The organism is Conyzicola nivalis, from assembly GCF_014639655.1.
In the GTDB taxonomy this organism is placed as follows: domain Bacteria; phylum Actinomycetota; class Actinomycetes; order Actinomycetales; family Microbacteriaceae; genus Conyzicola; species Conyzicola nivalis.
In genome coordinates, this window is sequence record NZ_BMGB01000001.1 from 2,669,033 (window position 1) to 2,688,244 (window position 19,212).

Annotated in this window: 22 protein-coding genes and 3 tRNA genes; 19 read left to right on the plus strand and 6 right to left on the minus strand. The window is 68.8% G+C overall.

Features of this window, described 5'->3' with window-relative positions; genetic code table 11:
• Positions 1 to 4 precede the first annotated feature (4 nt).
• Positions 5 to 289: a carbon storage regulator gene (locus IEV96_RS13290; RefSeq protein WP_188511034.1), complete on the plus strand. Its 285-nt coding sequence runs from the start codon at positions 5 to 7 to the stop codon at positions 287 to 289.
• Here the strand turns inward: IEV96_RS13290 and IEV96_RS13295 are convergent.
• Positions 286 to 1,914: a DUF885 family protein gene (locus tag IEV96_RS13295; RefSeq protein ID WP_188511035.1), complete on the minus strand. Its 1,629-nt coding sequence runs from the start codon at positions 1,912 to 1,914 to the stop codon at positions 286 to 288. The genes IEV96_RS13290 and IEV96_RS13295 overlap by 4 nt on opposite strands.
• 77 nt (positions 1,915 to 1,991) lie before the next feature.
• On the opposite strand from IEV96_RS13295, the gene IEV96_RS13300 reads away from it, so the two are divergent.
• Positions 1,992 to 2,276, plus strand: a complete 285-nt coding sequence (locus IEV96_RS13300; protein ID WP_229733319.1) for a hypothetical protein — start codon at positions 1,992 to 1,994, stop codon at positions 2,274 to 2,276.
• Between the two features lie 106 nt (positions 2,277 to 2,382).
• On the opposite strand, the gene IEV96_RS13305 is transcribed toward IEV96_RS13300, so the two are convergent.
• The 3 genes from IEV96_RS13305 to IEV96_RS13315 all read right to left on the minus strand — a co-directional run bounded on the left by IEV96_RS13305 (position 2,383) and on the right by IEV96_RS13315 (position 2,690).
• A tRNA-Phe gene (locus IEV96_RS13305) sits at positions 2,383 to 2,458 on the minus strand.
• 63 nt (positions 2,459 to 2,521) lie between these two features.
• Positions 2,522 to 2,595 (minus strand) — tRNA-Asp (locus IEV96_RS13310).
• Between the two features lie 22 nt (positions 2,596 to 2,617).
• Positions 2,618 to 2,690, minus strand: a tRNA-Glu gene (locus IEV96_RS13315).
• A 259-nt stretch (positions 2,691 to 2,949) separates the two neighbouring features.
• On the opposite strand from IEV96_RS13315, the gene IEV96_RS16805 reads away from it, so the two are divergent.
• Complete coding sequence (locus IEV96_RS16805) at positions 2,950 to 4,269, plus strand: M23 family metallopeptidase (RefSeq protein ID WP_188511036.1); 1,320 nt, start codon at positions 2,950 to 2,952, stop codon at positions 4,267 to 4,269.
• Positions 4,270 to 4,353: 84 nt separating this feature from the next.
• Here the strand turns inward: IEV96_RS16805 and IEV96_RS13325 are convergent, their stop codons facing one another.
• On the minus strand, positions 4,354 to 4,845 hold the full coding sequence (locus IEV96_RS13325; protein ID WP_188511037.1) for an inorganic diphosphatase: 492 nt from the start codon (positions 4,843 to 4,845) through the stop codon (positions 4,354 to 4,356).
• 45 nt (positions 4,846 to 4,890) lie between these two features.
• Between IEV96_RS13325 and tilS the strand changes: the two genes are divergently transcribed.
• From tilS to lysS, 13 genes are all read left to right on the plus strand, one after another.
• On the plus strand, positions 4,891 to 5,970 hold the full coding sequence (gene tilS, locus IEV96_RS13330) for a tRNA lysidine(34) synthetase TilS (protein ID WP_188511038.1): 1,080 nt from the start codon (positions 4,891 to 4,893) through the stop codon (positions 5,968 to 5,970).
• A gap of 17 nt (positions 5,971 to 5,987) precedes the next feature.
• Positions 5,988 to 6,539, plus strand: coding sequence for a hypoxanthine phosphoribosyltransferase (gene hpt, locus IEV96_RS13335; RefSeq protein ID WP_188511039.1), 552 nt, complete (start codon positions 5,988 to 5,990; stop codon positions 6,537 to 6,539).
• Between the two features lie 135 nt (positions 6,540 to 6,674).
• Complete coding sequence (ftsH, locus tag IEV96_RS13340) at positions 6,675 to 8,681, plus strand: ATP-dependent zinc metalloprotease FtsH (RefSeq protein ID WP_188511040.1); 2,007 nt, start codon at positions 6,675 to 6,677, stop codon at positions 8,679 to 8,681.
• Positions 8,682 to 8,687: 6 nt separating this feature from the next.
• Positions 8,688 to 9,266 carry a GTP cyclohydrolase I FolE gene (folE, locus tag IEV96_RS13345; protein ID WP_188511041.1) on the plus strand — a complete coding sequence of 193 codons (579 nt, stop codon included), beginning with the start codon at positions 8,688 to 8,690 and terminating at the stop codon, positions 9,264 to 9,266.
• Positions 9,259 to 10,104, plus strand: a complete 846-nt coding sequence (folP, locus tag IEV96_RS13350) for a dihydropteroate synthase (RefSeq protein WP_308419486.1) — start codon at positions 9,259 to 9,261, stop codon at positions 10,102 to 10,104. Before folE ends, folP begins: the two co-directional genes overlap by 8 nt.
• Entirely contained in the window at positions 10,101 to 10,472 is a 372-nt protein-coding gene (gene folB / locus IEV96_RS13355; protein ID WP_188511042.1) for a dihydroneopterin aldolase, read from the plus strand. The genes folP and folB overlap by 4 nt, the downstream gene beginning before the upstream one ends.
• Positions 10,469 to 11,002 (plus strand): 2-amino-4-hydroxy-6-hydroxymethyldihydropteridine diphosphokinase, encoded by a 534-nt coding sequence (gene folK / locus IEV96_RS13360; RefSeq protein ID WP_229733321.1) that lies wholly within the window; start codon positions 10,469 to 10,471, stop codon positions 11,000 to 11,002. The genes folB and folK overlap by 4 nt, the downstream gene beginning before the upstream one ends.
• Entirely contained in the window at positions 10,999 to 11,478 is a 480-nt protein-coding gene (locus tag IEV96_RS13365; protein WP_188511043.1) for a DUF3180 domain-containing protein, read from the plus strand. Before folK ends, IEV96_RS13365 begins: the two co-directional genes overlap by 4 nt.
• Complete coding sequence (locus tag IEV96_RS13370; RefSeq protein ID WP_188511044.1) at positions 11,475 to 11,960, plus strand: PH domain-containing protein; 486 nt, start codon at positions 11,475 to 11,477, stop codon at positions 11,958 to 11,960. The genes IEV96_RS13365 and IEV96_RS13370 overlap by 4 nt, the downstream gene beginning before the upstream one ends.
• The gene (locus IEV96_RS13375) at positions 11,957 to 13,492 is read left to right on the plus strand and encodes a PH domain-containing protein (protein ID WP_188511045.1); all 1,536 of its coding nucleotides are present in this window, start codon (positions 11,957 to 11,959) and stop codon (positions 13,490 to 13,492) included. Before IEV96_RS13370 ends, IEV96_RS13375 begins: the two co-directional genes overlap by 4 nt.
• Positions 13,489 to 14,193 carry a Rossmann-like and DUF2520 domain-containing protein gene (locus IEV96_RS13380; protein ID WP_188511046.1) on the plus strand — a complete coding sequence of 235 codons (705 nt, stop codon included), beginning with the start codon at positions 13,489 to 13,491 and terminating at the stop codon, positions 14,191 to 14,193. The genes IEV96_RS13375 and IEV96_RS13380 overlap by 4 nt, the downstream gene beginning before the upstream one ends.
• Positions 14,194 to 14,376: 183 nt before the next feature.
• Positions 14,377 to 15,216, plus strand: a complete 840-nt coding sequence (gene panC, locus IEV96_RS13385; RefSeq protein ID WP_188511047.1) for a pantoate--beta-alanine ligase — start codon at positions 14,377 to 14,379, stop codon at positions 15,214 to 15,216.
• 62 nt (positions 15,217 to 15,278) lie between these two features.
• Entirely contained in the window at positions 15,279 to 16,784 is a 1,506-nt protein-coding gene (gene lysS, locus IEV96_RS13390) for a lysine--tRNA ligase (protein WP_188511048.1), read from the plus strand.
• Positions 16,785 to 16,825: 41 nt separating this feature from the next.
• On the opposite strand, the gene IEV96_RS13395 is transcribed toward lysS, so the two are convergent.
• Positions 16,826 to 17,803: a pirin family protein gene (locus IEV96_RS13395; RefSeq protein ID WP_188511049.1), complete on the minus strand. Its 978-nt coding sequence runs from the start codon at positions 17,801 to 17,803 to the stop codon at positions 16,826 to 16,828.
• A 24-nt stretch (positions 17,804 to 17,827) separates the two neighbouring features.
• Here IEV96_RS13395 and IEV96_RS13400 point away from each other — a divergent pair, with 24 nt between their 5' ends.
• The 3 genes from IEV96_RS13400 to IEV96_RS13410 all read left to right on the plus strand — a co-directional run bounded on the left by IEV96_RS13400 (position 17,828) and on the right by IEV96_RS13410 (position 18,898).
• Entirely contained in the window at positions 17,828 to 17,968 is a 141-nt protein-coding gene (locus IEV96_RS13400; RefSeq protein ID WP_188511050.1) for a hypothetical protein, read from the plus strand.
• A gap of 112 nt (positions 17,969 to 18,080) precedes the next feature.
• Positions 18,081 to 18,260, plus strand: coding sequence for a hypothetical protein (locus IEV96_RS13405; RefSeq protein WP_188511051.1), 180 nt, complete (start codon positions 18,081 to 18,083; stop codon positions 18,258 to 18,260).
• A 32-nt stretch (positions 18,261 to 18,292) separates the two neighbouring features.
• On the plus strand, positions 18,293 to 18,898 hold the full coding sequence (locus IEV96_RS13410) for a hypothetical protein (RefSeq protein ID WP_188511052.1): 606 nt from the start codon (positions 18,293 to 18,295) through the stop codon (positions 18,896 to 18,898).
• Positions 18,899 to 19,212: the final 314 nt, after the last annotated feature.

Consider the following 19,212-nt stretch of genomic DNA (forward strand, 5'->3'; position numbering starts at 1 on the left):
ATAAATGCTCGTTCTAACTCGCAAACCGGGAGAACGCATTCTCATCGGTGACAACATCGTCGTCACCATCCTCGACTCACGGGGAGACGGGGTGCGGATCGGTATCGACGCGCCGCGCGGAATCGCGATCCAGCGCGAAGAGGTGCTGAAGGCCGTGACCGATGCGAACCTCGCCGCCGCCGGGGCCCGCCCCGACGACGCCGAGCGCATCAAGGCCGCGTTGGGCATCGTGCCGCCGACGGCGCCGGGCCCCGACGCCGCGACCCCGCCCGGCGACCCGGCGCGCTAGTCCGCGAGCCGCCACTCCCCGGCGGCGTCGATCGCACGGATCTCGCTGTCGTCGCCCAGCAGCTCCCAGCGCTGCAGTGAGAACGGCAGGTTGCCGTTCTTCCACACCGAATCGTGGAACGCCCGCAGGTCGAAGTCCGGCCGTTCGGCCGCATCCGCCAGCAGTCGCAGCAGCTGCAGCTTGCCGGTCGTGTAGGCCATCGCCAGCCCGGGCCCGGTGAGATACATCGCCGTCTCCTCGGTCGCCGTGCCCGCGTCCATCGGAACGCGCCGCACGAACTGGTCGACGGCCTCGGCGAAGCTGTACGCGCCGATCGCGAGGTTCACGTCGACGACAACCCGCAGCGCGCGCAGCCGCACGAAATTGTGCACGATCGTGAGCGAGGCGTCGCCGCCGTCGAACAGGCCCGCCTGCATCATCAGCTCCTCGTTGTAGTGCGCGATGCCCTCGTTCGCGGCGGAGTCGTAGTAGCGGCGGCGGATCACACGCTCGTGCCCCCACGCCCGGACGAGCTGCTGGAAGTGCGCCCCCTCGTGCACGATGCCGAGCCGCGGGTCGAGCGCGTTCGCCGCGTAGAAGTAGCCGAGGTCGGAGTCGGGCGCCGGCATGTACGAGGTGCCGTCGCCGCCGAGCCGGTGCTCGTCGGTGAGATCGTCCGGCACGCCGAGCCAGGTCAGGCCGCGCAGGTAGGCGGGGATCTCGGCGGTCAGGTAGTGCCCGTGGCCCGCCTGGCTCAGGATGCCGCGGCTCTCGTAGAACTCCCGCACCGCCGTCTCGTCCCGCGCCTCGGTGGCGTGCTGCTCGTCGCTCGTGGCGGCGGGCCGCGTGCTCCCCGCCGGGCGCGTGCGTGACGCGAGCTCCCACGCCACGGCGTGGGAGTACTCCTGCTCGGCGGCCGCGACCAGCTGCTCGGGCGACGCCGCGATGAGCGCCACGTGCCGCAGGTACCACTCGAAGCTCTCGCGCCCCACCGGCGCGAGGCGCGGCATGGCGGGTGCCTCGTGCTCGAGCCACGCGGCAAACCCCGCGAGAGCGGCGGCTGCGGGGTCGATGGCCGCGGCCAGGGCGGCGGCGGTCTCGGTGCTCACGTCGGGGGAGAGCGCCGCCACCGACGCGGCGAGGTCGCTCTCGATCGAGCCGAGCAGCTCCGCGGCGACCGTGGCGAGCTCGGCGGTGCCGTGTTCCTCGAGGTTGGCCCGGGCGACGAGCACCTGCGCGGGTACGGCACGCAGCACGTTCACGAGGCCGGCCTGACGCTCGGCGTCGAACGGGGCGGGCTGCAGCAGCAGGTCGAAGTACGGGCCGAGAATCTGGCTCGCGGCGAATACGGCGTCGCGCTGCCACGAGCGGGTGACCTCGAGTTCCCAGTGCACGCGGGCGATGGCCGAGCCGATCAGGCGGTGGTCGACCCTGTCCGCCACCGACTCCTCCGAGGCGTCGATCGCCCGCCACCGGTCGACGAAACCCGTGAGCGCCGTCCGGCGTTCCCGCACCGACCCGGCGTCGAACCGCGGCAGCCAGAGCGGCGGGTGCGCGATCCGCGGCATGTCGTCGGCGCTGCGGAAAACGGTGGCTTCGCGCCACGCCCAGAAGTCTTTACCGAGTAGTTCGATCGTCGCGTTCACGGAGCCGATTCTCGCAGACGTGTCATCCGCACCCGACCGTCTTCCGCGCCGGCTCCCATCGGCAGTACCGTCGTCGCATGACGAACCTCATCGAGAAACTCACTGACTCGGTTCCCGCCTGGGGTTCGAAGCTGTCGTACGGCGAAAAGGCGACGCTCCACGGGCACGACATCCTGCCCGTGGCGGCCGTCGTCTTCGGCTTCGGCGCCGGCGAGGGCTCGGGCGAACAGCCGGCGAGCGACACCGTTCCCGCGGGAAAGGCGAAGGCAGCGGCGGCGGTGGCGGCGGGTACTCGATCCCGATCGGGGCCTACATCGGCGGTCCCGACGGAATCCGCTTCCACTTCAACCCGATCACGCTGATCGCGGTCGTGGTGCCCTTGGTCTCGGCGGTCGGCTGGGTGATTCGCGCGCGCCACCGGGGAAAGTAAAAAACCCCCGGAATCCCGAGGGTGTTCCGAAGGTTTAGTGGTGGCCCCGACCGGCGTCGATCCGGTGACCTCACGATTTTCAGTCGTGCGCTCTACCAACTGAGCTACAGGGCCATGAGAGGCGAACCCCTCATAAGACGAAAAGCCCCTCCTTTCGAAGAGGCTTTCCATTCTTTGCGACCCTGACCGGACTTGAACCGGCGACCTCCGCCGTGACAGGGCGGCGCGCTAACCAACTGCGCTACAGGGCCATGCTATTTAATTTTGTGTTTGTGACCCCAACGGGATTCGAACCCGTGTTAACGCCGTGAAAGGGCGCCGTCCTAGGCCACTAAACGATGGGGCCATGCGCAAACAAAACGTCATAGCTACCGAGGGAAAAGCATACGGGTCTCTCGGCCAAATACCAAACCGGGGCATTCGACACGGCCCGGCGGGGCACTCCGGCGAGCAAACATCCGGCATGTAGGTTCAAGTGGTCATTGAATGTTCTGGGTGAAACCTGAGGTTTCCCTATGCGGCCAAAACGTGGCTCTTGTTACTGTTAGAGAAGTTGACAGTGTGACGGGCGTTATAAATGACGCCGAAACACGATTCGGGGAAAAATGATCATCTGGCCACAGCGAGCCACTTCACGCAGCACGCCTCGGCGACGACGCTCAGACCGTCTCGTCGCCATCGCGCTCGCACTCACCGTGGCGACCGTCGGCTCGATCGTCGCCACCGACGCGCAGCCGGTGCAGGCCGTCGACTACCCGTCGTGGGACGACGTGAAGAACGCGCGCTCGAGCGAAGCCAACACCGTTTCCGAGATCAAGCGCATCCAAGACGTGCTCGCCGGGTTGCGCGCAGAGGTCGAGCGCACGCAAGCCGAGGCGATCCGTCTGGGCGAGGCCTACCAGGAGGCCGACCAGGCGTTCCAGGAGCAGGCGCTCAAGGCGCAGAAATTGAAGGGGCAGGCGGATGACGCGGCTCTCCTCGCCACGCAGTCGAAGCAGCGCGCCGGCGAGATCGTCGCCCAGCAGTACCGCTCCGGCAACGGAGACGTCACCACGGGCCTGCTCGTCAACGCCGCCAAGGCCGACGACATGCTCTACTCCTACGGCATGGCCGACAAGTTCACCGAGCAGACGGCCGGCATCTACGAGAAGGCCGTCCTCGACCAGAACACCGCGCAGGCGCTCACCGACCAGGCCGACATCGCGCAGGACGTGCTCGAGAAGTTGAAGCTCGAGGCGGAGGCTGCTGCCGCGGCCGCGCAGGCCGCGGCCGACGCGGCCGCCGTGGCCGTCACTGAGCAGGAGGAGAACGAGGCGACGCTGAACGCGCAGCTCACCGTTCTCACCGAGCGCCGCATGGCGACCGAGGCCGACTACAACACCGGTGTCGCCGTGCGCGCCGCTGAGGCAGCACGCCGCGCGGCCGAAGCCGCAGCGGCTCGAGCGGCCGCCCTTGCCGCAATGCCCGCCGGCGGAGGCGCCGGCAGTGGCACGCCCGCGGGCGTCGTCAACCAGAGCGGCTGGTCGAAGCCGACGTACGGCGGAATCACCAGCGGTTACGGCAACCGCCTCAACCCGGTCAGCCACGTCTGGCGTCTTCACGCCGGTACCGACATCAGCTCGGGATGCGGGCGGCCGATCTACGCCGCCCACGCTGGCACGGTCACCTATGCCGCCCCGAACGGCAGCTACGGCAACTTCATCCTCATCACGCACGGCAACAGCACGGATACCGCCTACGGACACATCGTCAACGGCGGCACCCTCGTGAGCAAAGGCCAGACCGTGAACGCGGGCGACCTCATCGCGTACGTCGGCTCCACCGGCGGCTCGACCGGGTGTCACCTGCACTTCGAGGTCCGTATCGGCGGTATCACCACCGACCCCGTGCCGTACATGCGCGACCGTGGAGTGACCCTCGGCTGAGCTCGCCGAGGCGAGTAGCGCTTAACGCGAAAATCGCCGGTTGAGTAGGTCGCAGAGCGACTCACTCAACCGGCGATACGTGTCTTAGTGCCCTTCGGCGGCGAGCTTCGCCACGCCCGCCTTGACGATCTCGTCGGCCTCGGCGGCGTCGCCCCAGCCTTCGGTGCGAACCCACTTGCCGGGCTCCAGGTCCTTGTAGTGCTCGAAGAAGTGCTCGATCTCCTTGCGGGTGAACTCGGGGATGTCGTTCAGGTCCTGGATGTGTGACCAGCGCGGGTCGGTCGCCGGAACCGCGATGACCTTCGCGTCGGAGCCGCCGTCGTCGGTCATGTTGAAGACGGCGACGGGGCGCACCGAGACGCCGACGCCCGGGAACAGCGGGTAGTCGAGCAGCACGAGAACGTCGACCGGGTCTCCGTCGAGGCCCAGCGTGTTCTCGAAGAATCCGTAGTCGGTGGGGTAGACGAAACCGGTGAAGAGCACGCGGTCCAGGTATACCCGGCCCGTCTTGTGGTCGACCTCGTATTTGTTGCGGCTTCCCTTGGGAATTTCGATGATCGCATCGTAGGCGGCCATGGTTAGCGCTCCTTGGTTTGTTGATTGCTGGAATAACGTTACTGGATGCAGCCAACGCGCCCGAGACTGACCCCGGCCATCGCCGACCTCCGGCGCGCGGTGCGCGGCGCCCTGACTCCCGCCTCCCTGCCAAATGAAGGAGATTTCGAGCCGGAGGGCCCTGCATCCGCAGAAACGAGTGACGGGCGGGCGGTTTCTCCTTCATTTGGCAGCCAAGCCGCGCTCGTGCTCGTCGCCCTGAGCGGCGGACCCGACTCGCTCGCCCTCGCCGCGGCGACCGCCTTCGAGGCGCCGCGGGCGGGACTGCGCGCAGGCGCCGTCATCGTCGACCACGGACTGCAAGAAGGCTCCGCGGATGTCGCGGCCAACGCCGCCCGCCAGGCCGCCGCCCTCGGCCTCGACCCGGTTCTCGTGCGCGCCGTCGCCGTCGGCACCGCAGGGGGCCCGGAGGCGGCGGCCCGCGTCGCACGCTACGAGGCGCTCCGGGCGGCCGCCGCCGAGACCGGCGCCACCACGGTCCTGCTCGGACACACGCTCGACGACCAGGCCGAGACCGTGCTGCTCGGCCTCGCACGCGGGAGCGGGGCGGCGAGCCTGCAGGGCATGGCGGCGCAAACCGGACTGTACTCGCGACCCTTGCTGGGCATCCGTCGTTCTCAGACCGAACAGTTCTGCGTCGACTCCGAACTCGACCCGTGGACCGACCCGCAGAACAGCGACGACGCCTTCACCCGCGTCCGCGTGCGCACGAGCGTGCTGCCGCTGCTCGAGCGCGAGCTGGGCCCTGGCATCGCCGAGGCGCTCGCCCGCACCGCCGAGCAGCTGCGCGAGGACTCCGACGCGCTCGACCACTTCGCCGAGGAAATCGCCGAGGAACTGGCCGACATCGCCGAGGCGGGCATCTCGTTGCCGGTACGAGCGCTCGAGGCGAACCCGCCCGCACTGCGGCAGCGGCTGATCCGGCTCGCGGTGCAGAGCGAGTTCCACGTCTCGCTCAGCCGCGCGCACACCCTCGAGGTGGCGAGGCTCGTCACCGACTGGCACGGCCAGGCCGCCCTCGACCTGCCGGGCGTTAGGGTTGAACGGCGCGATGGGCTGCTGGTCTTCAGCGCGGCCCGGGCTTAGATACGAACGGAACCACCATGGAATTCAGTGACGTCGAGAACGATATCGCGGAGATTCTCTACACCGAGCAAGAGATCCACGAGAAAATCGCCGAACTCTCCCGCCGCATCGAAGTGGACTACGCGGGCGAGAAGGTGCTGCTGGTCGGTGTGCTGCGCGGCGCCGTGATGGTCATGGCCGATCTGGCCCGCGAACTCACCATCCCCATCGAGATGGACTGGATGGCGGTCTCGTCCTACGGCTCGGGCACCCAGTCCTCGGGCGTCGTGCGCATTCTGAAGGACCTCGACACCGACCTGCACGGCCGCCACGTGCTCATCGTCGAAGACATCATCGATTCGGGACTCACCCTTTCCTGGCTGCGCGGCAACCTCGAGACGAGGGGCGCGGCATCCGTCGAGATCTGCGCGCTGCTGCGCAAGCCCGAGGCCGCCAAGGTCCAGGTCGACGTCAAGTACGAGGGCTTCCAGATCCCCAACGCGTTCGTCGTCGGCTACGGCCTCGACTTCGCCGAGCAGTACCGCAACCTGCGCGGCATCGCGGTGCTCGCGCCGCACGTCTACGCCTAGAGGCACCGTGCGCCCACGGCGATGCACAGATGGTCCGCCTTCGGCGAACATGCAGCGGCCACCCAGCGCCAAGGCAGTAGCCTGACCTTACGTTTCTTCAGCAGGAAGGTGCTGGGCGTCTCTGCCCGGAACATCATGGACTTCAAGCGCATTTTTCGCGGCCCGATCGTCTACATCGTCGTCGCCATCATCGCGGTCATCGTGGGCTCCAGCCTGCTGACCGGTTCCGGCTTCAAAGAGATCTCGGTGAAGGACGGCCTCGAGCTGCTCGAGGGCGGCACCGTCGAATCGGCGAAGATCGTCGACGGCGAACAGCGCGTCGACCTCACGCTCACCAAGGCCGACGGTGACCAGGGCAAGCAGGTGCAGTTCTATTATGTCGCACCGCGCGGTCCCGAGGTCGTCGCGGCGGTCACCGCCGCCAACATCAAGGACTACACCGACGAGGTTCCGCAGACGAACTTCTTCGCGTCGCTGCTCAGCATCCTGCTGCCCTTCCTCATCATCGGCGTCATCTTCTACTTCCTCATCGGGCGTATGCAGGGCGGCGGCTCCAAGGTCATGCAGTTCGGCAAGTCGAAGGCCAAGCTCGTCGGCAAGGAGAGCCCCAAGGTCACCTTCGCCGACGTCGCCGGCGCAGACGAGGCGATCGAAGAGCTCGAAGAGATCAAAGACTTCCTGAAAGACCCGGCCAAGTTCCTCGCCGTGGGTGCTCGCATCCCCAAGGGCGTCCTGCTCTACGGCCCTCCCGGAACCGGTAAGACCCTCCTCGCCCGCGCCACCGCCGGCGAGGCCGGCGTGCCGTTCTACACGATCTCGGGTTCCGACTTCGTCGAGATGTTCGTCGGCGTCGGCGCGAGCCGAGTTCGCGACCTGTTCCAGCAGGCCAAGGACAACTCGCCCGCCATCATCTTCATCGACGAGATCGACGCCGTCGGCCGCCACCGCGGTGCCGGCGTCGGCGGCGGAAACGACGAGCGCGAGCAGACGCTCAACCAGCTGCTCGTCGAGATGGACGGCTTCGACGTCAAGACGAACGTCATCCTCATCGCCGCGACCAACCGTCCCGACGTGCTCGACCCCGCGCTGCTGCGTCCGGGCCGCTTCGACCGCCAGATCGGCGTCGACGCCCCCGACCTCCAAGGACGCCGCCAGATCCTCGAGGTGCACGGCAAGGGCAAGCCGCTCGCGAAGGGCGTCGACCTTGAGGTGCTCGCGCGCAAGACGCCCGGGTTCACCGGCGCCGACCTCGCCAACGTGCTCAACGAGGCCGCGCTGCTCACTGCCCGCAGCAACGCCCAGCTCATCGACAACCGCGCCCTCGACGAGGCCGTCGACCGCGTGATGGCCGGCCCGCAGCGCCGCACCCGCCTGATGAACGACAAAGAGAAGCTCATCACCGCGTACCACGAGGGCGGCCACGCCCTCGCCGCCGCGAGCATGCGCAACACCGACCCCGTGACCAAGGTCACGATCCTCCCGCGCGGCCGTGCCCTCGGCTACACGATGGTGCTGCCGCTCGAAGACAAGTACTCGGTCACGCGCAACGAACTGCTCGACCAGCTCGCCTACGCCATGGGCGGCCGCGTCGCCGAAGAGATCGTCTTCCACGACCCGACCACCGGCGCATCGAACGACATCGAGAAGGCAACGTCGATCGCGCGCCGCATGGTCACCGAGTACGGCATGAGCTCGGTCGTCGGTTCGGTCAAGCTCGGACTCACCGCCGGCGAGCCCTTCCTGGGTCGCGACATGGGCGCGAGCAGAGATTATTCGGATGACATCGCTCGCGTCATCGACGCCGAGGTGCGTGTTCTGATCGAACAGGCCCACGACGAGGCGTGGCAGGTGCTCAATACCAACCGCGACGTTCTCGACCGCCTTGCGAGCGAGCTGCTCGAGAAGGAGACACTCGACCACAACCAGCTGGCCGAGATCTTCGAGGGTCTCGAAAAGCTGCCGGAGCGGCCGCAGTGGTTGTCCAGCGCGAACCGACCGCTCTCCGACCGACCGCCTGTCGAGGTGCCCTCGAAGCTGCCGATCGATCCCGAGGTCGTCGACGGCGGCGTCGACTCGGAGCCGCCGGCTCCGCCGAAGCGCACGCCGCGCCCGCGCAAGACCCCCGGCATCGCGACAGCCTGACCCTCGATGGCCATCGACACCCGACGCATTGAGGCGGCGGTCGCCGAGATCCTTGCCGCCATCGGCGAAGACGTCACCCGTCCTGGGCTGCAGGCGACACCGAAACGCGTCGCCGCGGCCTACGCCGAGTTCTTCTCCGGCCTAGCGGTCGACCCGCTCGACCACCTGGCCGAAGCGGTCGACCTCGAGGCCGGCCAACTCGGCGAGGTCGTTATCGTGCGCGACATCCGGTTCCGATCGATCTGCGAACACCACCTGCTGCCGTTCATCGGCACCGCCCATGTCGCCTACGTTCCCGACCGCAAGGTCGTCGGCCTCGGCTCTCTCGCGCACGTCGTCGAGACGCTGGCCGACCGCCCCCAGCTACAGGAGCGGCTCGGCGAGGAGATCGCCGACGCGATCGACACCGGCCTCGACCCTCTCGGCGTGCTCGTGGTGCTCGATGCCGCACACCAGTGCGTGACCACCCGCGGCCCGCGCCAGAGCACCAGTTCGACGGTCACTCTGGCGAGCCGCGGAACCCTGAGCGAAACTAGTTCCCGAGCGGAGATCATTTCGCTGATCGGAGGCGGCATCCGTGAGTAACGACATGGTCCTGGTTCGCAGAACGGCGCGACCGCGCCCGCGCATCATGGGAATTCTCAACGTGACACCCGACTCGTTCAGCGACGGCGGGCGGTACCACTCCGTCGACGACGCGATCGCGCACGGCGTCGCGATGCACGAGCAGGGCGCAGACATCATCGACGTGGGCGGCGAGTCCACCCGGCCGGGCGCGGTGCGCGTCTCCCCCGACGAGGAGCAGCGGCGCGTGCTGCCGGTCGTACGGGAGCTCGGCGACCGTGGCATCCGGGTCAGCATCGACACCCTCAATTCGTCCACCGCGCGTCTCGCCGCGGAAGCCGGTGCGGCGGTCGTCAACGACGTGTCGGGCGGTCTGGCCGACGAGGAGATGTTCCGCACCATCGCCGCGCTCGATACCGAGTACATCGTGTCGCACTGGCGCGGCCACGGCCAGAACATGAACGATCTCGCCACCTACAACGAGGTCGTCGGCGACGTGCGCACCGAGCTGCAGCGCCGCGTGGCGGAACTCATCGTCTGGGGCGTCGACGAGCGCCGCATCATCATCGACCCAGGGCTGGGCTTCGCGAAGACGAGCACCCACAACTGGAAGCTCCTCGGCAACCTCGACCGGCTCGAGAGCCTCGGCTACCCGGTGCTCATCGGGGCGTCGCGTAAGCGTTTCCTCGCCGATCTGCTGCCCGGCGATGCCGAGCCCACCGACCGCGACCCCGCCACCGCGGTGATCGGCGCCCTCGCCGCGCAGGCCGGAGTCTGGGGCGTGCGCGTGCACGACGTCGAGACGACCAAGGCCGCCCTCGCCGTCTGGACCGCGTGGGAGAAGGGAGCGACCGAGTGACGCGCCCCCTCGACCAGATCACGCTGACCGGGCTGCGGGCATCCGCTTTCCACGGGGTCTTCGAGAACGAGCGCCGCGACGGGCAGGTCTTCGTGCTCGACGTCACCGTGTCGCTCGACTTCGCCGCGGCGGCGTCGGGCGACGATCTCGGTCTCACCATCCACTACGGCGAACTCGCCGAAGAGATCGTCGGGGCGGTCGAACGCGACCCCGTCGACCTCATCGAGACGGTCGCCGAACGCATCGCGCAGGTCGTGCTCGCCCACCGCGCGGCGCAGCTCGTCACCGTGACGGTGCACAAGCCGAGCGCGCCCATCACCGTGCCGTTCGACGACGTCGCCGTGACCATCACGAGGTCGCGCGCGTGACCGGGATCCGCCAGCAGCGCCTCCGGGTCGAGCTGCCCGCCGTACTGTCGCTCGGTAGCAATCTCGGCGACCGGGAGGCGACGATCCGCGAGGCGGTCGCCGACATCGCCCGGCTCGACGGGGTGAAAGTGGTCGCGGCATCGTCGCTCGTCGAGAGCGCCGCCGTGAAACTCGACGGTGTCGACGAGGCGGCTCCCGCCTACCTGAACGCCGTAGTCGCGATCCGCACGGCGCTCGACCCGGAAAGCCTGCTGGCCGAGCTCAACCGCATCGAGCACGACCACGGCCGGGTGCGCGAGGAGCGCTGGGGCGACCGCACGCTCGACATCGACATCGTCGACCTCGGCGGACTGCGTGTCGCCACCGAGCGGCTCACCCTCCCGCACCCCCGCGCCGGGGAACGCGGGTTCGTGCTCGTGCCCTGGCTCGAGATCGACCCAGGCGCCACGCTGGGCGACCAGGGCTGCATCGACCGGCTGCCCGCCGCGGCCGACACCGTCCACCCCTATCCCGCAAGGCCGCTGCTGTGACCCGCACCCGCCCGACCATTCTGCTGCTGATGACCGTGTTCGGGGCCGCCGCCGGCTGGTTCCTCGAGACCGCCCTCGTGGCGAGCGGCCGCGCCGCGTTCATCCCGCCCGTCACGCTCGCCGCCCCCCTCGCGCTCATCGGCGTCATCGTCGTAGTGATCGCGTGGCCCGTATTCCGGGTCGTGCGGGGAACGGCCAAGACCCGGGTCGACCCGTTCTACGCCACCCGTGCGGTCGTGCTGGCCAAGGCGTCGAGCCTCACCGGCGCCCTGCTCGGCGGCGCCGCCACGGCAGTGCTGGTCTTTCTTCTCACCCGGTCGGTGATCCCGCCGGTAAGCTCGCTCGCGTTGGCGATCGCAACCGTGGTCGCCGCGCTCGTTCTGCTCGTGGGCGGGCTCGTCGCCGAGAAGATGTGCACCCTGCCCCCGAGCGACGACGATCCGACCCAACTCCCCGCCAGTCAGGACCACGCGTGACCGATCGCCTCGACCTGCCAGAAGTGACCTGGCGCCGGGTCTCGCCCCGCTACATCGTCGTCGACGTGGTCGGCTACATCGTGTTCGGGCTCATCATGGTCGGGGCGGGCGCCGCCGTCGCCTACTTCGTCTCGATCGACTGGCTCTGGTGGATCGTCGCCGCCCTCGCCGTGGTGTTCGTGTTCACGATCGCGCTCACGCCCCGTCGGGTGCGGTCGATCGGCTACCAGCTGCGCGACGACGACGTGCTCTTCCGCCGCGGCATCCTGTACCAGCGTTTCGTCGCCGTCCCCTACGGCCGCATGCAGCTCGTCGACATCAACCGCGGGCCTCTCGACCGCATGCTCGGCCTCAGCGAACTCAAGTTCGTCACCGCCGCGGCGGCGACCGGCGTCGTCATCCCCGGCCTCCCCGAGGCAGACGCCGAGGAGTTGAGAGACCGCCTCGTCGCCCTGGCCGAGAGCCGAAGGGCCGGGCTGTGACCCGTTTCACCGACGGGGAGTGGCACCACCTCCACCCGCTCACCCCGCTGCTGCGCGGCGGCATCACCTTCGTCGCCGTCATCGGCTTCCTGCTCTACAACATCCGCGACATCCTGATCGATATGGTCCTCGGTGGCGACGGCCGCAACGGCGAACCGCTCGTCTGGCTCTACGAGAGCGAGTTCTTCTGGCTCGCCGTGCTCGCGCTGTTCGTGGGCCTCGCGCTCGTGGTCGTCGGCTACTACCTGTCGTGGCGCATGAACACGTTCCGCATCACCGACGAGGTGGTGGAGGTGCGCAGCGGCATCGTCTTCCGCCGCAACCGCAAGGGCCGGCTCGACCGCATCCAGGGCATCAACATCGCCCGCCCGCTCTTCGCCCGCATCTTCGGGGCCGCGCGCCTCGAGGTGAACGTCGCCGGCCAGGACGCGAACATCAGGCTCGACTACCTCGGCTCCGAGGCCGCCGACGAGCTGCGCCGCGAGGTGCTGAGACTGGCCTCGGGAACGCGGGTCGTCGCCGCCCAGGAGGTGCAGCTCGACGCGGAAGGAACGCCGATCTCGCGCGGCGCCGCCGTCTCCCACCTCATCGACCAGCGTGTCTCCGAGCTGCTCGCGCCCGAGCTCGACCCCGACCTCGCCCCGCCGGAGTCGGTCGTCGCGATGCACACCGGCAGGCTCATCGGCTCGCTGCTGCTCAGCGGGTTCAGCGTCTTCGTGCTGCTGCTCATCGGCGGCATCGCCTGGGGCGTCGCGGCCACCGGGTCGTACCTCTTCCTGATCGGTGTGCTGCCCACCCTGATCGGCACCGGCAGCTTCTACATCACGCGCTTCACCCGGTCGCTCCGGTACAGCATCGCCGGAACCCCCGACGGCGTGCGCATCGGCTTCGGCCTGCTCTCGACGAGCAACGAGACGCTCCCGCCCGGACGCATCCACTCGATCCAGGTCACCCAGCCGCTGCTCTGGCGCGCGGCGGGCTGGTGGGAGATCAAGGTGAACCGCGCGTCGACCTCGTCCGCCAAGGGCGCGGCCGGACAGGCGAACACCACGATCCTCCCCGTCGGCAACCTCGACGACGTACGCAAGGTGCTGGCCCTCGTGCTGCCCGACCACGTCGACGCCGATTCGGTCGCGCTGTTCGAGCGCGGCATGAGTTCAAAGGGTGGCGACGACGGCTTCGTCAACTCGCCGAAACGCGCGCGCTGGTACCTCTGGTTCTCACAGCCCCGCAACGGGTTCGCCACGCTGCCCGGCGTCGTCGTGCTGCGCCAGGGCGCGGTCTGGCGGCAGCTCACCATCGTGCCCGAGGCGCGATTGCAGAGCGTCGCGATCAGCCAGGGTCCGGTTTTCCGGTCGCTGCGTCTCGCCTCCCTCCGGGTGCACACCGTAACCGGCCCGATCTCGCCGGCGCTCTCCGCCGTGGACAGCGCGCAGGCGGTGCTCTTTTTCAGAGAAGTCGCGGATGCCGCGATCGCCTCGTCGTCCGCCGATACGAGTCACCGCTGGCGCTCGGGCGAGGTCGCACCGTGAGCGGCCCGTCCGGACGCCTCGGCGTCGGCATCATCGGCGCCGGCCGGGTGGGTCCCGTGCTCGGGGCGGCCCTCGCCGGCGCCGGTCACGCCATCGTAGGCATCTCGGCGACGTCGCAAGACAGCATCGACCGCGCCGAGGCGATGCTGCCCGGCGTGCCGATCCTCGACATTCCCGCGCTCATCGAACGCAGCGAGCTCGTGATCCTCGCCGTGCCGAGCGACCAGCTCGAACAGCTCGTCGCGGGGCTCGCGGCGGTCGGGGCCTGGCAACCGGGGCAGCTCGTGCTGCACACCGCCCCCGGATTCGGCACCACGGTGCTCGCCCCCGCGACCGCGGCCGGCGTGATTCCCCTCGCGGTGCATCCGGCCATGGTCTTCACCGGAACCAGCCTCGACCTCGTGCGGCTCAGCGAGAGCTACGCGGCGGTCACGTCTCCCACACCCGTGCACCCGATCGGCCAGGCGCTCGTCGTCGAGATGGGTGCCGAGCCGATCATCGTCGCCGAGGCCGACCGCGCCGCCTACGCCGAGGCGATCGAGACGGCCACGAGCTTCTCCGCGTCGATCGTCGGCCAGGCGGTCGGCATCCTCGCGGGAGTCGGGTTCGACGCCCCGGGCCGGTTCCTCGGCCCGCTCGTCCGCTCGTCGGTGGAGACCGCGCTGCAGGGCGTGACCCCGCCCGAGCGCTTCCTCGAATAACCGGGCCGCTGCGCTGGTGTCTGCGCAGTCCTGGGACATGTGCGCATCGGCGCCCGTGCGCGGTTGTCCCAGAACACCGCAGATACTCGTCGTTGTCCCCTCAGGCTACGTGCCGCCGATGCCCCGAGTAGCATCGGTAGTCGGCCGTTTCGGCCGCCACCCCCAGCACCGAGGAGTTCCACCGTGCCCGTCACCGTCGTCGAGACGATCGCCGAACTCCGAGCCGCGCTGCGGGGCCGCACCGTAGCCCTCGTGCCCACGATGGGCGCACTGCACGACGGTCACCTCGCGCTCGTCGCCCGCGCGAACGAGCTCGCCGAGACCGTCGTCGTCTCCATCTTCGTCAACCCGCTGCAGTTCGGCCCGAGCGAAGACCTCGACAAGTACCCGCGCACCCTCGCCGACGACCTGGCGAAGCTCGAGGCCGCCGGCGTCGAGTTCGTCTTCGCGCCGAGCGTCGCCGAGATGTACCCGGGCGGGTCGAGCGAGACCAAGGTCACCGCCGGCCAGGTCGGCACCCTCTACGAGGGACGCTCGCGCCCCGGCCACTTCGACGGCATGCTCACCGTGGTGGCGAAGCTGCTCGGCATCGTGCGTCCCGCGTTCGTGCTCTTCGGCCAGAAAGACGCGCAGCAGGTGTTCCTCGTGCAGCGCATGGTCGCCGACCTCAACGTCGCCAGCTCGGTCGAGGTCGTGCAGACCGTGCGGGAGGAGAGCGGCCTCGCCCTTTCCAGCCGCAACCGCTACCTCGACGAGCGTGAGAAGCGTGCCGCCCTGGCGCTCTCTACCGCGCTCGAGGCGGCGCAGTCGAGCGGCGACCGCGGCATCGACGCCGTGCTCGCCGCTGCGCAGTCGGTGCTCATGGACGAGCACCTCGTCCGTCTCGACTACCTCAGCGTCGTGAACCCGGCCACGTTCCTGCCGGTCGACGACGACTACCGCGGCAAGGCGCGCGTGCTCGTCGCGGCGCGAGTGGGCGACACCCGCCTGATCGACAACGAGCTCATCCACCTCGGCGGCTGAAGCCGCCCGGCGGCGCCCCGGCTACCATGGAGCGTTGACCACCGCAGCGCCAGGAGACCCCATTGACCGAGCACGCCGCCGAACCCACCGCCCCTGAGCTCTCCGACGAAGAGCTGAGCGAGCAGAAGCAGGTCAGGCTCGCCAAGCGCGACCGGCTGCTGGCCGAGGGTGAGGCCTACCCGGTCTCCGTGCCGATCACCACGACGATCGCGAAGGTGCGCGAGCGTTTCGCCAACCTCGAGACGGATGCCACGACGGGCGAGATCGTCGGACTCGCCGGCCGGGTCGTGCACTCGCGCAACACCGGCAAGCTGTGCTTCGCGAGCCTGCAGGCCGGCGACGGGCAGCGCATCCAGGCCATGGTGAGCCTCGGCGAAGTGGGCGAGGAGTCCCTGCAGCGCTGGAAGGACCTCGTCGACCTCGGCGACCACGTCTTCGTCTCGGGCGAGGTCATCTCGAGCCGCCGCGGCGAGCTGTCGGTCATGGTCAAGGACTGGCAGATCGCGGCCAAGGCGATCTTGCCGCTGCCCAACCTGCACTCGGAGCTCAGCGACGAGGCCCGCGTGCGCAGCCGCTACCTCGACCTCATCGTGCGCGAGCAGGCCCGTTTCGTCGTTCAGGCCCGCGCCAAGGTCAACGCCAGCCTGCGCGACACCTTCGCCAAGCACGATTACCTCGAGGTCGAGACCCCCATGCTGCAGACGATGCACGGCGGTGCATCCGCCCGCCCCTTCGTCACGCACTCCAACGCCTTCGACACCGAGCTGTTCCTGCGCATCGCGCCCGAACTCTTCCTCAAGCGCGCCGTCGTCGGCGGCATCGACCGCGTCTTCGAGATCAACCGCAACTTCCGCAACGAGGGTGCCGACTCCACGCACTCGCCCGAGTTCGCGATGCTCGAGGCCTACCAGGCGTATGGCGACTACAACCAGATCGCAGACTTGACGCAGGAGATGATCCAGAATGCGGCCGTCGCCGTGAGCGGGTCGATGACGGTGCAGTGGGCGGATGGCACGGCTTTCGATCTCGGAGGCGACTGGGATCGCATCTCGATGTACGAGTCCCTTTCCGAGGCATCCGGCATTTCGATAACGCCCGAGACCCCGCTCGCCGAGCTCACGGCGCTCGCCGAGAAGGAGGGCGTCGAGGTGCACCTCGCGAATCACGGCAAGTACGTCGAGGAGCTGTGGGAGCACTTCGTCAAGGACTCGCTCGTGCGCCCGACGTTCGTGATGGATTTCCCCGTCGAGACCAGCCCGCTCGTGCGCGCGCACCGCAGCAAGGCGGGCGTCGTCGAGAAGTGGGACCTCTACATCCGCGGCTTCGAGCTGGCGACCGGCTACTCCGAGCTCGTCGACCCGGTCGTGCAGCGTGAGCGTTTCGTCGAGCAGGCGCTGCTCGCGAGCAAGGGCGACCTCGAGGCCATGCGCCTCGACGAGGAGTTCCTGCGCGCCCTCGAGCACGGCATGCCGCCGTCGGGCGGAATGGGCATGGGCATCGACCGCCTGCTCATGGCGATCACGGGTCTCGGAATCCGTGAGACGATCCTCTTCCCGCTCGTCAAGTAATCCTGCCGGTCGAGTAGGCCGCCCGCGGCCGTATCGAGACCTTAGGAGCGCGCCTTCAGCCGCACTCCGGGCAATTCGGGCGCCGGCAACGGCCTGCCCGGGTACCCGGCCACGACACCGAAGCGGCCGTCGTCGCGGACGCCACCGATGACATCCGTCTGCCACTCCTCGCGGAAGCGCACGATCTCGTCGTGCGTGCGGCCGATGAAGTTCCACCACATGACGATGCTCTCGCCGAACGGGCGGCCGCCGATAAGCAGCAGGCGGGCGCCGCTGGGCCCGGCAACGAGGTTCAGTGTGTGAGCACCCGCCGCCCGGTACGCGAGGTGGGCCGCCGGCAGCTCGTCCCCGTCGACGCTGAGCGAACCGCGGTCGAGCAGCACGCCGTGCTCGAAGTCGGCGTCGACCGGCAGCTCGACGACGGCGTCGGGGGCCAGGTCGAGCTGCGCGCCCACGATCGCGCTGAAGGCGGTCGCGGGGGAGGTGCTGCCCACAAGCGACCCGAGGAACACGCGCACGGTGGCGCCGGGCAGTTCGACCGCGGGCGGGGCGTAGTGCTCGAAGGCGGGTGCGGTGTGCCTGGCCGCGTCGGGCAGAGCGAGCCAGAGCTGGGCGCCGTGCAGAACCGTGGTCGCATCCGTCGACACCTCGGAGTGTGCGATCCCGCTTCCCGCCGTCATCAGGTTCAGTTCGCCGACGCGCACCGGCGCGTGGCTGCCCACGCTGTCGCGGTGGTCGATCTCGCCGGCGAAGAGCCAGCTGACGGTCTGCAGGCCGGTGTGCGGATGCGGCGGCACGACCATCCCGCCCCGGTCGGCCACGAGGTCCGGGCCGTAGTGGTCGACGAAGCACCAGGCGCCAATGAGCGAGCGGTGGCGCTGGGGCAGCGTACGCCGCACGGTCATCGCGCGGGGACCGCCGAGCGGCACGTCGCGCGGCTCGAGGATCTCGACCGCGCCCACGACGGGCGGCCCGGAGGCGATCGCGACCTCGGGCGGCTGCTTTTCGAGGTTGCTCATGCGATAAGCGTAAACTCATGCCTCATGAGCGATCTGAAGCTTCCCGGCGAGGAAAAAAAGAAGAAGGAAACGTCGCTCGGTCGCGTCGCCATCTGGGTCGTCGTCGGCTGTGTCGGTGCCTACACGCTGATCAGCGGCATCATGGGCATCATCGCGAAGGGCTGAGCAGTGACCCGCCGCACCTCCCGCCTCCTCATGACCACCGCCCTGCTGGGAATCATCATTGTGATCGCAGTGATCACGGTCGTCCGCTAGTCGGACGAAGTACTCTGTACCCGTGCTCGAAAACTTCTGGGCGAATGCCGCCTACTCCCTCGCACCGACCGTTCTGATCGGACTCATCTTCTGGTTCGTCATGCGGTCGATCTTCAGAGCCGACCGCACGGAGCGCAAGGTCTACAACGAGATCGAGGCGCAGGAACGCGCCAAGTTCGAAGCGGAACGCGCTGCCAAGTAGCGCACGAGCTTTGCAGACTGAAGGGACACCCCATGGGCTTCTTTGACCGGCTGTTCGGATCGAGCAGCGACGACAGCGAGCAGCAGCGCCAGCAGCAGCCGCCGGCACGTCGCGACGGCCGCACCGACGACGAGATCGCCGTCGAGCGTTACCGCTACCTGTTGCGCACGGCGCCGCCCGAGACCATCGAGAGCGTGCACCGCGAGGCGTTCTCCAAACTCACCCCTGAGCAGCGCGAGCTGCTGTTCACGGAGCTGAGCAAGAACGCGCCCCAGGGCGACGCGCCCAGGTCGAGCGACGCGGCTGCTCTGGCCACCTCCGCCACACGCTCCGAACTGCGGCAGCCCGGCACCATGGAACGATCGATGTCCGGCGGCGGCGGTGGCGGCATGGGCTTCGGCAGCATGGTCGCGAGCTCCCTGCTCGGCACGGTTGCGGGGTACGTCATCGGGTCGGCCCTCGTGAGCGCCTTTATGCCCATGGACGATGGATCATCGGATGCCTCGGGCGACTCTTCCTCGGACGCGTCGGCCGACAGCGCCGACTCAGGCTCGGACGCCAGCGCAGACGCCGGCAGCGACTCGAGCGGCGGCGACTTCGGTGGTGGCGGAGACTTCGGCGGAGGCTTCGACTTCTAGCGGCCCGCGCCGCGCCCGCTCTCGCTCTACTCTCCCTGCCAAATGAAGGAGATCCGGCCGATCACCCCCGCCGATCGGCGTAGACGTGTGACTCGGTTCCGGTTTCTCCTTCATTTGGCAGATTTCGTTGGCGCGGACGGGCGCCCCGCCGGGTTAACTGCGGGTGGCTGGGGCGTGGACGTCCGGGGCGACACGCCCGGGATGTGTGGTGCTTTGCCGAGGTGGCGTGGCGCACGTAGAGTAATGACTCGTCACCCCAAAGGTTCGGAAAGCCGCAGAGCTTCCCGGCCTCAAGTAGGGGACTGAATCCCGAT

What these genes read in the sequence shown, in the direction of transcription:
- IEV96_RS13290 (WP_188511034.1), top strand. Translation starts at nt 5, where the DNA reads ATGCTCGTTCTAACTCGCAAACCGGGAGAACGCATTCTCATCGGTGAC.
- IEV96_RS13300 (WP_229733319.1), top strand. Translation starts at nt 1,992, where the DNA reads ATGACGAACCTCATCGAGAAACTCACTGACTCGGTTCCCGCCTGGGGT.
- IEV96_RS16805 (WP_188511036.1), top strand. Translation starts at nt 2,950, where the DNA reads ATGATCATCTGGCCACAGCGAGCCACTTCACGCAGCACGCCTCGGCGA.
- IEV96_RS13325 (WP_188511037.1), bottom strand. Translation starts at nt 4,845, where the DNA reads ATGGCCGCCTACGATGCGATCATCGAAATTCCCAAGGGAAGCCGCAAC.
- tilS (WP_188511038.1), top strand. Translation starts at nt 4,891, where the DNA reads ATGCAGCCAACGCGCCCGAGACTGACCCCGGCCATCGCCGACCTCCGG.
- hpt (WP_188511039.1), top strand. Translation starts at nt 5,988, where the DNA reads ATGGAATTCAGTGACGTCGAGAACGATATCGCGGAGATTCTCTACACC.
- ftsH (WP_188511040.1), top strand. Translation starts at nt 6,675, where the DNA reads ATGGACTTCAAGCGCATTTTTCGCGGCCCGATCGTCTACATCGTCGTC.
- folE (WP_188511041.1), top strand. Translation starts at nt 8,688, where the DNA reads ATGGCCATCGACACCCGACGCATTGAGGCGGCGGTCGCCGAGATCCTT.
- IEV96_RS13395 (WP_188511049.1), bottom strand. Translation starts at nt 17,803, where the DNA reads ATGAGCAACCTCGAAAAGCAGCCGCCCGAGGTCGCGATCGCCTCCGGG.
- IEV96_RS13400 (WP_188511050.1), top strand. Translation starts at nt 17,828, where the DNA reads ATGAGCGATCTGAAGCTTCCCGGCGAGGAAAAAAAGAAGAAGGAAACG.
- IEV96_RS13410 (WP_188511052.1), top strand. Translation starts at nt 18,293, where the DNA reads ATGGGCTTCTTTGACCGGCTGTTCGGATCGAGCAGCGACGACAGCGAG.